14 protein-coding genes are annotated in these 12,825 nt (G+C 66.9%); 9 read left to right on the top strand and 5 right to left on the bottom strand.

The window, feature by feature from the left end; all coding sequences use genetic code 11:
* Positions 1-124 precede the first annotated feature (124 nt).
* The 4 genes from H7F51_RS17770 to H7F51_RS17755 all read left to right on the top strand — a co-directional run bounded on the left by H7F51_RS17770 (position 125) and on the right by H7F51_RS17755 (position 4,157).
* The gene (locus tag H7F51_RS17770; RefSeq protein WP_185665668.1) at positions 125-904 is read left to right on the top strand and encodes a sulfite exporter TauE/SafE family protein; all 780 of its coding nucleotides are present in this window, start codon (positions 125-127) and stop codon (positions 902-904) included.
* A gap of 6 nt (positions 905-910) precedes the next feature.
* Entirely contained in the window at positions 911-1,666 is a 756-nt protein-coding gene (locus H7F51_RS17765) for an alpha/beta fold hydrolase (protein WP_343061329.1), read from the top strand.
* A gap of 94 nt (positions 1,667-1,760) precedes the next feature.
* Complete coding sequence (locus tag H7F51_RS17760; protein WP_185665667.1) at positions 1,761-3,023, top strand: lactonase family protein; 1,263 nt, start codon at positions 1,761-1,763, stop codon at positions 3,021-3,023.
* Between the two features lie 156 nt (positions 3,024-3,179).
* Positions 3,180-4,157: a transferrin-binding protein-like solute binding protein gene (locus H7F51_RS17755; protein ID WP_221774221.1), complete on the top strand. Its 978-nt coding sequence runs from the start codon at positions 3,180-3,182 to the stop codon at positions 4,155-4,157.
* 96 nt (positions 4,158-4,253) lie between these two features.
* On the opposite strand, the gene H7F51_RS17750 is transcribed toward H7F51_RS17755, so the two are convergent.
* Positions 4,254-5,690, bottom strand: coding sequence for an AMP nucleosidase (locus H7F51_RS17750; RefSeq protein WP_185665665.1), 1,437 nt, complete (start codon positions 5,688-5,690; stop codon positions 4,254-4,256).
* A 186-nt stretch (positions 5,691-5,876) separates the two neighbouring features.
* Between H7F51_RS17750 and H7F51_RS17745 the strand changes: the two genes are divergently transcribed.
* Positions 5,877-6,713 (top strand): transglutaminase-like cysteine peptidase, encoded by an 837-nt coding sequence (locus H7F51_RS17745; RefSeq protein ID WP_185665664.1) that lies wholly within the window; start codon positions 5,877-5,879, stop codon positions 6,711-6,713.
* Between the two features lie 87 nt (positions 6,714-6,800).
* Here the strand turns inward: H7F51_RS17745 and rplI are convergent, their stop codons facing one another.
* Genes rplI through rpsF form a run of 3 tightly spaced genes read right to left on the bottom strand, consistent with a single transcriptional unit; the run spans position 6,801 to position 8,000 of the window.
* Complete coding sequence (rplI, locus tag H7F51_RS17740; RefSeq protein ID WP_185665663.1) at positions 6,801-7,397, bottom strand: 50S ribosomal protein L9; 597 nt, start codon at positions 7,395-7,397, stop codon at positions 6,801-6,803.
* A gap of 12 nt (positions 7,398-7,409) precedes the next feature.
* Complete coding sequence (gene rpsR / locus H7F51_RS17735) at positions 7,410-7,634, bottom strand: 30S ribosomal protein S18 (RefSeq protein WP_185665662.1); 225 nt, start codon at positions 7,632-7,634, stop codon at positions 7,410-7,412.
* A 3-nt stretch (positions 7,635-7,637) separates the two neighbouring features.
* The gene (gene rpsF, locus H7F51_RS17730) at positions 7,638-8,000 is read right to left on the bottom strand and encodes a 30S ribosomal protein S6 (protein ID WP_185665661.1); all 363 of its coding nucleotides are present in this window, start codon (positions 7,998-8,000) and stop codon (positions 7,638-7,640) included.
* A gap of 233 nt (positions 8,001-8,233) precedes the next feature.
* On the opposite strand from rpsF, the gene H7F51_RS17725 reads away from it, so the two are divergent.
* On the top strand, positions 8,234-8,623 hold the full coding sequence (locus H7F51_RS17725) for a PilZ domain-containing protein (protein ID WP_185665660.1): 390 nt from the start codon (positions 8,234-8,236) through the stop codon (positions 8,621-8,623).
* On the opposite strand, the gene H7F51_RS17720 is transcribed toward H7F51_RS17725, so the two are convergent.
* Positions 8,620-10,038 (bottom strand): glutamate ligase domain-containing protein, encoded by a 1,419-nt coding sequence (locus H7F51_RS17720; protein ID WP_185665659.1) that lies wholly within the window; start codon positions 10,036-10,038, stop codon positions 8,620-8,622. The two genes, H7F51_RS17725 and H7F51_RS17720, sit on opposite strands and share 4 nt — an antisense overlap.
* Positions 10,039-10,127: 89 nt before the next feature.
* Here H7F51_RS17720 and H7F51_RS17715 point away from each other — a divergent pair, with 89 nt between their 5' ends.
* Genes H7F51_RS17715 through fabG form a run of 3 tightly spaced genes read left to right on the top strand, consistent with a single transcriptional unit; the run spans position 10,128 to position 12,711 of the window.
* Entirely contained in the window at positions 10,128-10,958 is an 831-nt protein-coding gene (locus H7F51_RS17715; protein WP_185665658.1) for an LD-carboxypeptidase, read from the top strand.
* 32 nt (positions 10,959-10,990) lie between these two features.
* Entirely contained in the window at positions 10,991-11,929 is a 939-nt protein-coding gene (fabD, locus tag H7F51_RS17710) for an ACP S-malonyltransferase (RefSeq protein WP_185665657.1), read from the top strand.
* A gap of 14 nt (positions 11,930-11,943) precedes the next feature.
* Positions 11,944-12,711: a 3-oxoacyl-[acyl-carrier-protein] reductase gene (gene fabG / locus H7F51_RS17705; protein WP_185665656.1), complete on the top strand. Its 768-nt coding sequence runs from the start codon at positions 11,944-11,946 to the stop codon at positions 12,709-12,711.
* Positions 12,712-12,825: the final 114 nt, after the last annotated feature.

Here is a 12,825-nt window from a genome sequence, read left to right as displayed (position 1 = left end):
ACGGGCCGAGCGCAATTCAATCTCAAGTCATGCGATAGAGATTCTATCTTGCGGCCGCCGCCGCCGCCCGATAAGCCGCCCGCAGACCAATAACAGGACGCGTCCGCGCGACTGCAGGAGACCTATGCTCGCACATCTCGATTTCCTGCACGGCGTGGCGGGCCTGCTGGTGGGTTTCCTCGTCGGCCTGACCGGCGTGGGCGGCGGATCGCTGATGACGCCGATTCTCGTACTGCTGTTCGGCGTAAGCCCCGGCACGGCCGTGGGCACCGACCTGTTGTTCGCCGCGACGACCAAGGTCGCCGGATCGGCCGTGCACGGCTGGAACGCCACGGTGGACTGGAAGATCGTGCGCCGGCTGGCCTCGGGCTCGGTCCCGGCGGCGATCGTGACCCTGATCGGCGTGTCCTACTTCGGCAAGCTGGGCAAGGAGACCGGCCACATCATCCTGCTCGTGCTGGGCTGCATGTTGCTGGTGACGGCCGTGGCCACCCTGTTCCAGAAGCAGCTGGCGGTCTTCGCCAAGACGCACGAGCGGCTCGATGAGAGCGAATCGCTCTGGCCGACCATTGCCCTGGGCGTGGTGCTGGGCGTGGCGGTGACCATTTCCTCGGTCGGCGCCGGGGCGATCGGGGTGACGGCCCTGCTCATGCTCTATCCGGGCCTGCGCGTTTCGCGGATCGTGGGCAGCGACATCGCCCATGCCGTGCCGCTGACGCTGGTGGCGGGCATGGGCCACTGGCTGATCGGCGGGGTGGATACGACCCTGCTGCTCAACCTGCTGATGGGCTCGATCCCCGGGGTTATCGCCGGCAGCCTGTTGTCCTCGCGCTCGCCCGATCATATCCTGCGCCCCGCGCTGGCGGCGGTGCTGCTGGTTTCGGGTTGGAAGCTGCTGAGTTGAGGCCACTTGGATATTGATGTTTCGTTCGTCCCCGGGTTCGACGGGGAGAAGCTGGCGGTGCACCGGATGGGCGCCGGGCGGCCGGTGATCCTGCTGCACGGGCTGTTTTCCAACGCCGAGATCAACTGGATCAAGTATGGCACGGCGCAGAAAGTGGCCGAGGCCGGGTTCGACGTGATCATGCCCGACCTGCGCGCCCATGGGCAGAGCGCCCGGCCGCAGACCGCCGCGGCCTATCCGCACGACGTGCTGGTGCAGGATCTCAAGGCAGTGCTCGCAGACCTTGCGATCAGCGACTATGACCTGTGCGGGTTTTCGCTCGGCGCGCGCACGGCGCTGCGCGGGGTGACCCAGGCAGGGCTGGAGCCGGGCAAGCTGATCCTGTGCGGCATGGGGCTGGGCGGGCTGCAGCGGTGGAAGCAGCGGACCGACTTCTTCCTCGACGTGATCGAGCGTTATGGCACGATCCCGCGCGACGATCCGGCCTATTTCGCGCAGAACTTCATGAAGTCGACCAAGGTCGATCTCGTTTCCAGCAAGCTGCTGCTGCAATCCTTCGCGGGGGCGCGGATCGACGATTTCTCGGATGCGACCATGCCCACCCTCCTTATCTGCGGGACCGAAGACGACGACAATGGCTCACCCGAGGAGCTGGCGGAAGTCCTGCCCAATGCGCGCTATGCGCCGATCCCTGGCACGCACATGAGTTCGGTCACCATGCGCCAGCTGGCTGAGGAGATCGTGGCCTTCCTCGACGAGTAAGGCTGCGCAGGGCGATAAGATCGCTTCCGATCGTGTTGACAATCCCGGCCCGGACTGCCGTTTTCCTGCCCGAACAAGAGGCAAGGGATCATGGATGGACAGGCGGGACTTCAACCGCGGCCTGGGCGCGGCGGCGCTGGCGGCCGTGGCCGGCGAGCCGGTGCTGGGCGCGGGGCGCAAGATGCGTGACGTGGTCTACAACTCGGTCGGCAACACGCTCACGCACTGGGAGCTTGATGTTGAGCGGGCAGCGCTGATCGAGCGCGGGTCACTCGTCCTGCCGTCGGTGGTGCAGTATGGCTGGCCGCATCCGTCGCAACCCTGCCTTTACGTGGCCACGACCGATTCCGAACGCGGGGCGAAGGGGATCACCGGATCGGGGCACTTCCTGTTCGCGCTGCGGCCAGATGGCGCGGGCGATCTCATGCGTCACGGCGAGCCGCAGCGACTGCGCCAGCGACCGATCAACGTCAGCGTTGATCGCGGCGGGCGCTTCATCCTGTGCGCCTACAATGCGCCGGGTCATGTCTCGGTCCACCGGATCGAGCCGGATGGAATGGTGGGGCCGGAAATCGTGCAGCCGGACGAGCTCGATGTGGGCGTGTTCACGCACCAGATCCTGGCCACGCCGTCCAACCGCGCGGTGATCGTGCCGAGCCGAGGCAACAATCCCTCGCCCGGCAAGCCCAAGGGTGACCCGGGGGCGATCAAGCTGTTCCACTTTGCCAACGGGCACCTGTCGAACTGGGCCAGCATCGAGGTCGGCGGCGATCACGGCTATGGCTATGGCCCGCGTCACCTTGATTTCCATCCGAACAAGCCGTGGCTCTACGTGCTGGTCGAACTGCAGAACCAGCTGCACATGCACCGGCTTTCGGGCGACATGCCCTCGGCTCAGCCGGCCTATGCCATCCCCTGCACCAAGGCGCCGATGGTGCCCGGCGTGGTGCAGGTGGCAGGGGCGATCCACGTCCATCCCAAGGGCAACGTGGTCTATGCCTCGAACCGGGTCAGCGCGACGACGAGCCCGGTCGGGGCTTTTCCCTTCACGGCGGGCGAGAACAACATCGCGGTCTTCGCTATCGACCAGACGACCGGGGAGCCGCGGCCGATCCAGTTCGCCGACCCGCATGGCTTCCACGTTCGGGCCTTCACGATCGACCCTTCGGGCAAGGTGCTGATTGCGGCCTGTCTGGCGGCGATGAGCGAGGTGAAGGACGGGGAGGAGACGGTGACCCCGGCCGGGCTCAGCCTGTTCCGCATCGCCGAGGACGGAACGCTGACCTTTGCCAATCGCTACGACATCGAGCTGGAGCCCGGGGTACAGCAGATGTGGGTAAGGGCGATGCGGGTGTGACAGGTGCCAGCGGCTTGCAAATGAATGATCGGAAATGAATTTTATTACTGATAATTCTTGATAATTTGGCGTCCGCAGGGATTGCTAATTCGGCCTCGTCCATCAACAAGTACTGAAATTGTTGCCCGGCGGCAGCTTGATGATGCGAGAGATGCGATGACTTATTCAGCCCCGCGATCGCGGCCCGGGATCATGGCATTGGCCATTTCCGGCGGACTGGCGGCATTGCTCGGCGGATGCGGCGGGGGCGGTGGCGCGGTGGCCAGCGCCCCTGCTCCCGCATCGGCGCTGCCCGCTCCGCCTTTTCCGATGACGCAGAATGCCAGCTATGCCGCGACGACGGCCCGATCGGGCTATCGCGGGCACGTGGGCGACGGGATTTTCACCTCAAGCACGGCGGTGATCGACGAGGCCGGGGCCACGGGGCGCACCAGCGCCAACACCTTTGCCTACAATGCCGTTTCGGGGACCTACACGGTTACCGACCAGAGCGGGTCGGCCTCGTTCACAGCAGCCGACAGGGTGACGGCCACGGGCTATGCCGACAAGTATGTTCTCCAATCCGCAGGGCGGACCGATACCCTTACCGCTTATGGCAACCTGCGCAGCGGGATTGCGGGAACGCCGCCGATCACCCTCACTTACAGCAGCTTCGCGCAGTGGGACACGGTTCAGACTTCTCCGGAAACGACCCGGACGGCCTATTTCACGTTCGGCGAGCCGACCGGGACCGCCATGCCGCACACCGGTACGGCGAGCTATGCGACCACCGTGCGGGCCACGGCGCTGAGTGGGACCTATGCGCCGGTGACGATGCAGGGCGTGACCGGGCTGGCGACGTTCAGCGCCGATTTTGCGGCGGGCAGCGTGGCGACCACACTGCAGCTGTCCTGGCCCAACGCCACCTACAACGGCGCGGGAACCATCAATGCCGACCATTTCGACGGGACCTTCACCTCGAACTCGCCGACATTTGGCAGCGGATCATTCTTCGGGTCGTTTTACGGGCCCAATGCGGCGGAAGTGGGCTATTCGTTCATGATCGCTCACGTGAACCCCGACCCCTATGCCGGAGCGAGCATCGCGCCGGGCCAGATCTACCTGACGGGGATCGTGGCCGGCGCGAAGAATTGACGGACTGCCGCAGCCACATCAGCGGAACGAAGGCTCGTTACCGGTGCCGCAGCCGCGTCAGCAGAACGGCGGTTCGTTACCGGCGTCGCAGCCGTGTTAGCGGAACGGCGGTTCGTTAAACGCGCGCAGTTTGCGGGAGTGGAGGCGAGGGCCTTCCGCGCGGAGCAGCTCGCAGGCGGTGGTGCCGATCGCAAGGTGGGCGCCGATCGCTTCCTCGTAGAAGCGGTTGGCTTGCCCTGGCAGCTTGATTTCGCCGTGAAGCGGCTTGTCCGACACGCAGAGCAGGGTGCCGTAAGGCACGCGGAAGCGGTAGCCCTGCGCGGCGATCGTAGCGCTTTCCATGTCGATCCCGACCGCGCGGCTGAGCGAGAGGCGGCGGGCCGACTGGGTGTAGCGCAGTTCCCAGTTGCGATCGTCGGTGGTGACGACCGTGCCGGTGCGCATCCGCTTCTTGAGGTTGGCGCCGGTATCGCCGCTGACTAGTTCGGCCGCGCGGGCGAGCGCGACCTGGACCTCGGCGATGGCCGGGACCGGAATTTCGGGCGGCAGCACATCGTCGAGCACGTGATCGTCGCGCAGGTAGGCATGGGCCAGGACATAGTCGCCGATGCGCTGCGTATCGCGCAGGCCGCCGCAGTGGCCGATCATCAACCAGGCCTCGGGGCGCAGGACGGCGAGGTGGTCGCAGATCGTCTTGGCGTTGGACGGGCCGACGCCGATGTTTACGAGGCTGATGCCGAGGCCGTCCGCGCCGACGAGGTGGTAGGCCGGCATCTGGTGGCGGCGCCAGGCGGTGTCGGACAGGCGGGCGCGGGCGTTTTCGGTCGGCGCGTCGAGATAGAGCCCGCCCGCGCCCGACAGGGCAACATAGCCGCCCGTGCCGAGCTTGCGCCCCGCCCAGTCGACGAATTCATCGACGTAGCGGTGGTAGTTGGTGAACAGGATGTAGCGCTGGAAGTGCTCGGGCGCCGTGCCGGTATAGTGGGCGAGGCGGGCGAGGCTGAAATCGGTGCGCAGCCCGTCGAACAGGGCCAGGGGGAGGGTGTCGCCATAGTCGGCCGAGGGCGGGTCGCCGTCGGCCAGTTCGTCGCCGATCATCGCCAGTTCCGTGGTCGGGAACAGGCGTGCCAGTTCGAGCGGGCTGACCCGGCCGAGGCCGCTGCTGGCGTCGATCACGTAAGGGAAGGGGATTTCCTGGGTGGAGCGGCCGACCGTGATCTCGATCATGTAATCGTCGGCCAGTAGCGAGAGCTGCTCGGCGAGATAGCCGGCGAAGAGCGCCGGGCGCGTGACCGTGCAGGCATAGGTGCCGGTCTGGCTGAGGCGGCCGAAGGCGCGGGCGAGGTCGGGCCGGGTTTCTTGGCCGGTATATGTGATGCGTAGTTCGGGATAGCACCACGCCCGCTCGGCCCGGCGCTGGGCCGGGGGCAGGGCGCCGCGTTCGACGAAGGCGGCAATGTCCGAACGCAGGGTGGAAACAGCCTCGGCATAGATGGTCTCGAGGCTGGCGACGATGGATTCGATCGATTGCATGGCCTCAGGCTATCTGAGGACGGCCCGCACTTCAAATACGGTATCTGGCTGACCTTCAGGAGGCAAAAGCGCGCCGAAGCGCCGCCAGCGTGCGATCTGTGCGGGAACCGGCGGGATTGAGGCGCAAATTAGAATATAGTAAACAGAAAAAAACGGGACGGGTCAGAACCAGTGGGATCAATTGTTTTGGGGGCACCCGGGGAGGGGGTCCATCGCAAGAACCTGACACGGCTGTGCCGTGCGGCCATCACTATTGCCGCAGCCCTTGCTGGCGGCGCGCAGGCCGTTGCCGATACGCCAATATCCGCTGGCCCCGTGGTGGCGCGGATTGCCGGGGGCGAAGTCGTTACCCGCTGGGCCATGCCGGCCATCGCCGTGCCTGAAGCCGTGCGCCCGGTGGGGCCGAACGTGTTCGGAACCGTGGCCCTGCCGGTGCGGGCCAAGCCGACCTCGACCCGCTGGGCGAAGGTCATGCGCGCCTCGCTCAACCAGCCCGGGCTTGACCGGATGATGGAGGGCGCATGGACGCTCTCGACCGAGCAGGCGATCGGCTATGTCCAAGCCTCGGTCAACCGGACGATCCGCAATGGTGCCCAGGCGACCAACTGTTCTGACGATGGCTACTGGGCCCCTGCGCAGGAAACCTTGGCGCGCGGGCTTGGCGACTGCTTCGACGTCGCGATCGCCAAGATGGAAGCGCTGCGCCGCCTCGGCATTCCCGACCGCGATCTTTACCTGACCACCGGCTGGTTCGGCGCCGGCGCCTATGCCGGCGCGCGCGGGCGGGAGTCGGTGGCTCTGCTGGTGCGGGTGGGCGAGCATTTCTGGCTGCTGCCCGAGCATTCCGACCGGGTTTACGAATCCGGCGTTGGCGCGCCGCAGTTCACGCCGGTGGTGACCTACGGCGTGGGCATGACCTGGGTTCACGGCAAGGTGTTGCAGATCGCCGCCCTGACCCCGGCGCCGGGTGCTGCGGCTGCCCCGGTGGTGGCCACGGGGATCGTGAGCGGGCCGGTTCGCTGATCCGTTCTAAAATGCACTGACCCACGAAAAAGGCCCCCTTCCGCGTGGAAGGGGGCCTTTTCGTTACCCGTTAGCGGGGAGAGCTGCTCAGGCCTCGGCTTCCGGGGCGTCTTCGAGCAGGTCGGCCGGGATTTCGCCCGGTTCCGCGTTGGGATCGTAGGCTTCGGTGAAGCCGGCGGACTCGGTGTCGAACATCGCGTCGATGACGTTGACGCCCTGCGACTGCAGTTCGGCTTCGTCGGGCGAGCGGGCGACGTTGACCTTGACGCCAACCGAGACTTCCGGGTGCAGCGCGACGCGAACGTCGAACACGCCGATGGTCTTGATCGGGCGTTCCAGCACGATCATCGCCTTGGTCACCTTGGCGCCATCGGCGTTGAGGGCGTCGGCGATGTCACGGACCGAAACCGACCCGTAAAGCTGGCCGGCGTTGGACGAGGCGCGGATCAGGACGACCTGCTTGCCTTCGACGCCCTTCGAATCGACTTCGGCGTCCGCACGGCGGGCGGCGTTGTCGGCCTCGATCTTGGCGCGGTTGGCTTCGAACACCTTGCGGTTCGCCTCGTTGGCGCGCAGGGCCTTCTTGTTGGGCAGCAGGAAGTTACGGGCGTAACCGTCCTTGACGTTGACCACGTCGCCGATCGAACCCAGCTTCTCGATGCGTTCGAGGAGGATGATTTCCATGGGGATGCCTCCTTACTTCACGAGGTAGGGCAGCAGGCCCAGGTGACGGGCGCGCTTGATGGCCTGCGACAGCTCACGCTGCTTCTTGGCCGAAACGGCGGTGATGCGCGAAGGCACGATCTTGCCACGCTCGGACATGAAGCCCTGCAGCAGGCGCACGTCCTTGTAGTCGATCTTCGGCGAGTTCTTGCCCGAGAACGGGCAGGACTTGCGGCGGCGGAAAAACGGACGAGCCATGGATCAAGCCTCCTCGCGTTCGCGGCGACGGCTGCGCTCGCGGTCGTTCTTGCGCATCTGGACGGACGGGCCGCCCTCGTGCTCGTCAACGCGGACCGACATGTAGCGGATCACGTCTTCGTTGATCTGGGTCTGGCGCTCCAGCTCGGCAATCACGTCGCCGCCGGCCTCGATGTTGAGGAGGACGAAGTGCGCCTTGCGGTTGCGCTTGATCTTGTAGGCGAGGCCCTTGAGGCCCCAGGTTTCGGTCTTCGTGACCTTGCCACCATTGGATTCGACGATTTCCGTCGCGGTGGCCGCCAGCGCATCAACCTGCGACTGGCTGAGATCCTGGCGCGCCAGGAACACGTGCTCGTAAAGAGCCACGGCAGCTTCCTTTATCTGTCTAACCGATCGCTGGCTTGTCCGCGGGATTGCGGGGCCCCTCCGGCTTTCTTCAAATTCCCGCGAATCCTGAAAAGGCGCCGCGGAAGTGGCGGCCCTTAGCGAAAGCCGGGGGGAATGCAAGCGCGAAGGGGTGGGGACGGGCGGGTTACGGGTAAGTCCGTATGGGTCAGTTGGTGCTCCGGTATGGGGCGCCGTGCCATGTTCGCCGGGCCATGAACCTGCCCGTTCCCGCCTTTTCCGAAGCCATGATCGGCCGCCGCCGTGACGCCCGGCTGCGGGTGCGGCTCGAGGCGCGGCTGATCACGCTCGACGGGACGGCCCGCGCCGTGCTGGCCGACGTCTCTTCGGGCGGGGCGCGGGTGATCGGGCGGAACTTCGCGCTGCGCGAGCGGCAGGAGGCAGTCCTGCAGTGGGGTGACCGCGAGGCCTTCGGCGTGATCATCTGGCATGACGCGCACCAGTGCGGCCTGTCCTTCTTCGACCCGCTGGACCAGCGCGCCATCATGGCCACGCGCCGGCTCGACGAGCGCAGCCGCCTGCCGGGCGACCACGAACTGCTGCGGCGTTCGGCCCAGACCTTCGTTCAGGGCGGGCGGCTCTAGAGCGCGGCGAGCAGGCCCTTGGCGAACAGGGTCAGCGTATCGTCGCGCGCGCCCATGATCACCACGCGGTCTCCGGGGCGGGCCATGGCGGCGATCACGGCAGGCACATCATCCCTTGCCGGAACGTGGAGGGCATTGCCCCCGGCGCTGTTGACCAGTTCCACGATCCGCTCGCTGCCGACCGAACGGTCGACCGTGCCGCCGAAATAGACGGGGTCGCACAGGATCAGGCGGTCGTCGGCACCAAGCTTGCGGGCGAAGACGTCCGCCAGTTCGGCGCCCATCTGGCGCAGCGGGCCATAGCCGTGGGGCTGGAAGAAGGCGATCACCCGGCCCGGGTGCGCCTTGAGCGTGGCGAGGGTGGCCGAGACCTTGTCGGGGTTGTGGCCGAAATCGTCGATCACGGTCACGCCCATTGCGCTGGTGCCGACGATCTCGAAGCGGCGCGCCAGTCCGGCGAAGCTGCTTAGCGCGGCCACGGCCTCGGCCACGGGCACCCCCGCAGCGCTGGCGGCGGCAAGCGCGGCGAGCGCATTGGCAAGGTTGTGGCGGCCTGGCACCTTGAGGGCGAGCATATGCTCGCTGTCGTCGCGCCGATCGACGATCGTGGCGGTCAGCGTGGTGGGCGCTTCCACGATGGAGCCGGGGAAGACACCGATGTCTGCGGCGGCGCTGTCGATCCCGAAGGTCACCAGATCCTGCGCGCGGCTGGCGAGCGCAGCGCTTTCGTCGTCATCGAGATTGACCGCCGCGACGCTGGCGCGGGCGAGGAAATCGCCAAACAAGGCGCGCAGTTCCTCGAGGCTCTTGTGATCGAGGCTGACATTGCCAAGCACGGCCACGCTGGGCCGGTAAAGCGCGATCGAGCCGTCGCTCTCATCGACTTCGGACACGAAGAGCCCGCCGTTTCCGATCCGTGCCGAGGCGAAGGGCGCGTCGGGACGGGCGAAGTTCTTCATCACCGCGCCGTTCATGATCGTGGGATCGCGCCCGGTCTCGGTCAAAATCCAACCGATCATGCCAGTGACTGTCGACTTGCCGCTGGTGCCGCCGACCGCGATGGAGGCGGGCGCTGCGTTGAACAGGGCGGCGAGCAGTTCGGCCCGGCTCATCCGCGCGCAGCCGAGTTGCTTGGCGCGGACCACTTCGGGCACGGTATCTTCGACCGCCGCCGAGGCGACAAGGGTCTGGCCGGTGCTGGCGATGCCGCTGCCGTCCTGCGGGAACAGGGTGAAGCCGAGCGATTCGAGCCACTCAAACTTTTCCGGCGTGCGGTTCTGGTCGCGGCTGCGGTCCGATCCGGCGACTTCGGCTCCTTGTCCGCGCAGGATCAGGGCCAGCGGCAACATGCCCGAGCCGCCGATGCCGCAGAAGAACCAGGGGTGTGAAGTGAGATCGGAGGCGGGCGCGGTCATGGCCGTGTGGCCTATTCGGGGGACGGCGCGATGGCAACCTTTTGCCCCCCCTTTTGTCGGCGCGGCGAAAGGCGCTAGAGACATGAGGCATGATCCGCGTCGCCATCTGTGCCCCGGCCACTCCGTTTACCCGCGAGGACGCGGCGCGCGTGCTGGCGCTGGCGGAAGACTATCCGGGGGTGGAGCTTCACTTTCACGAGCAGTGCTTTGCCGAGGAGGGGCATTTTGCCGGGCCGGACGCGCAGCGGCTGGCCGCGTTTCTCGAATGCGCCAATGATCCGGGTTTCGATGCGGTGTGGTTCGTGCGCGGGGGCTATGGTTCCAACCGGATCGCGCAGGAAGCGATCACCCGGCTCGATCACGCGGCGGCGGGCAAGGCCTATCTCGGCTATTCTGACGGGGGCTACCTGCTGGCGGCGCTCTACCGGGCGCGGATCGGCCGCCCGGTCCATGCCCCGATGCCGACCGACATCCGCCGCACCGGGGGGGATGAGGCCGTGCGGCGTTCGCTCGGCTGGTTGAGCGGCGATCGCTCGGGCGAGGAGCCCTCGCTGGCGGGCGAAACGCGGCCGGTGGTGGCGCTCAACCTCACCACGCTGGCCATGCTCGGCGGCACGCCGCTGATGCCGGGGCTGGCGCGGCACGTGGTCATGGTCGAGGAGGTGAGCGAATACCTCTACTCGGTCGACCGGCTGTTCTTCCACGCCACGGCGCATCTCGGCGGTATCGCCGGGCTGCGGCTGGGGCGGGTTACCGACGTGCCGGAGAATGACCGTCCGTTCGGGGCGGAGCCGGAGGAGATTGCGCGCTACTGGTGTGCGCGCCGCGAGATACCCTTTCTCGGTGCGGCGGATATCGGGCATGACGCAGCCAACAGGATCGTGCCGTTCGGGCTTGCCTCTGGCAGCCCCGGGCAATAGGGCGCCCAAACTTTTTTGAAGGAGAGGCGGCGATGCGCGCTTTCGTTTTCCCGGGGCAGGGTAGCCAGAAGGTCGGCATGGGCGTGGAACTGGCCGAGGCGAGCGCCGTGGCCCGCGCGGTGTTCGAGGAAGTCGACGACGCGCTCGGCCAGAAGCTGTTCCAGATCATGAAGGAAGGGCCGGAAGATGCCCTGACCCTGACCGAGAATGCCCAGCCCGCGATCATGGCCAATGCCATCGCCGTGCTGCGCGTGCTGGAGCAGGAAGGCGGCATCGCGCTGGCCGACAAGGCCGGCTACGTGGCTGGTCACAGCCTTGGCGAATATACCGCCCTGTGCGCGGCAGGTGCCTTTTCGCTGGCCGATACGGCGCGGCTGCTCAAGCTGCGCGGGCAATCGATGCAGGCGGCCGTGCCGGTGGGCGTGGGCGCCATGGCGGCGCTTCTGGGCGCTGACATCGAGAAGGCGAGCGCGCTGGCCGCTGCCGCTGCCGAAGGTCAGGTGTGCACCGTCGCCAATGACAACGACCCCACCCAGGTGGTGATTTCCGGTCACCGCGAGGCGATCGAGCGCGCGGTGGCGCTGGTCAAGGAGCACGGGATCAAGCGCGGCGTGCTGCTGCCGGTCTCCGCTCCATTCCACTGCCCGCTGATGCAGCCCGCCGCCGATGCCATGGCCGAGGCGCTGGGCAAGACCCCGCCGGGAACCCTGCGCGTGCCGGTTTTCGCCAATGTCACCGCCTCTGCCGTGAGCGATCCGGCCGAAGTGCGCCGCCTGCTGGTCGAGCAGGTGACCGGCCGCGTTCGCTGGCGCGAGAGCGCGATCGCCATGGCCGCGGCCGGCGTCACCCAGTTCGTTGAACTGGGTGGCAAGGTGCTCGGCCCGATGATCACCCGCAGCGCCGGGAGCGAGGTCTCGGTGACCAGCGTGGTCACCATGGCCGATATCGAGGAATTGGCGAAGAGCCTCTGAGGAGTAAGCAGGATATGTTCGATCTTCACGGCATGACCGCCCTTGTTACCGGCGCTTCGGGCGGGATCGGCTCGGCGATTGCCCGTAGCCTCGCTGCGCAGGGCGCCCGCCTCGCCATTTCCGGCTCCAACGCGACCAAGCTGCGCGCATTTCGTGACGAACTGGACGAGCATTCGCCCCAGCACGTGCAGGAAGTCGATCACGTTGCCATCACCTGCGACCTGTCGAGCGCCGAGGACGTGGAGAAGCTGGTGCCGGCGGCGCTGGATTCGCTCGGCAAGATCGACATCCTCGTCAACAACGCCGGGATCACGCGCGACAATCTCGCCATGCGGATGAAGGACGAGGAATGGGACGCGGTGATCCGCGTCAATCTCGAGGCCGCCTTCCGCCTGATGCGCGCCGCGACCAAGCCGATGATGAAGGCCCGTTTCGGCCGGATCATTACCGTGACTTCGGTGGTCGGCGCGACCGGCAATCCGGGCCAGGTCAACTATGCCGCCGCCAAGGGCGGCCTCGTCGCCATGTCGAAGAGCCTCGCCCAGGAAGTGGCGAGCCGCGGGATCACGGTGAACTGCGTGGCCCCGGGCTTCATCCGCACGGCCATGACCGAAGTCCTGCCCGATGCCCAGAAGGAAGCGCTCAACAGCCGCATCCCGATGGGGCGGATGGGCGAGGGCGAGGACATCGCCGCCGCCGTGGCCTACCTCGCCAGCAAGGAGGCCGGCTACATGACCGGCCAGACCCTGCACGTGAACGGCGGCATGGCGATGTTCAGCTAAGTAATGCATGGACCGGATCAGGCTTTTGCCTGATCCGTGCGCGGCACCGGCCCGCTCCCCCGGCCCGACCACCCACAGGGTACACTTGATGGGTGGTCGGGCCGGGGGAGCGGG

The organism is Novosphingobium flavum, from assembly GCF_014230315.1.
GTDB lineage: Bacteria > Pseudomonadota > Alphaproteobacteria > Sphingomonadales > Sphingomonadaceae > Novosphingobium > Novosphingobium flavum.
Note: the sequence above shows the minus strand (reverse complement) of the source record. Positions and strands in the feature narration are given on the sequence as shown.

Excerpts from the sequence above, each read along its gene's own strand:
- H7F51_RS17770 (WP_185665668.1), top strand. The coding sequence starts at position 125 with ATGCTCGCACATCTCGATTTCCTGCACGGCGTGGCGGGCCTGCTGGTG.
- H7F51_RS17760 (WP_185665667.1), top strand. The coding sequence starts at position 1,761 with ATGGACAGGCGGGACTTCAACCGCGGCCTGGGCGCGGCGGCGCTGGCG.
- H7F51_RS17755 (WP_221774221.1), top strand. The coding sequence starts at position 3,180 with ATGACTTATTCAGCCCCGCGATCGCGGCCCGGGATCATGGCATTGGCC.
- H7F51_RS17750 (WP_185665665.1), bottom strand. The coding sequence starts at position 5,690 with ATGCAATCGATCGAATCCATCGTCGCCAGCCTCGAGACCATCTATGCC.
- rplI (WP_185665663.1), bottom strand. The coding sequence starts at position 7,397 with ATGGAAATCATCCTCCTCGAACGCATCGAGAAGCTGGGTTCGATCGGC.
- rpsR (WP_185665662.1), bottom strand. The coding sequence starts at position 7,634 with ATGGCTCGTCCGTTTTTCCGCCGCCGCAAGTCCTGCCCGTTCTCGGGC.
- H7F51_RS17725 (WP_185665660.1), top strand. The coding sequence starts at position 8,234 with ATGAACCTGCCCGTTCCCGCCTTTTCCGAAGCCATGATCGGCCGCCGC.
- H7F51_RS17720 (WP_185665659.1), bottom strand. The coding sequence starts at position 10,038 with ATGACCGCGCCCGCCTCCGATCTCACTTCACACCCCTGGTTCTTCTGC.
- H7F51_RS17715 (WP_185665658.1), top strand. The coding sequence starts at position 10,128 with ATGATCCGCGTCGCCATCTGTGCCCCGGCCACTCCGTTTACCCGCGAG.
- fabD (WP_185665657.1), top strand. The coding sequence starts at position 10,991 with ATGCGCGCTTTCGTTTTCCCGGGGCAGGGTAGCCAGAAGGTCGGCATG.
- fabG (WP_185665656.1), top strand. The coding sequence starts at position 11,944 with ATGTTCGATCTTCACGGCATGACCGCCCTTGTTACCGGCGCTTCGGGC.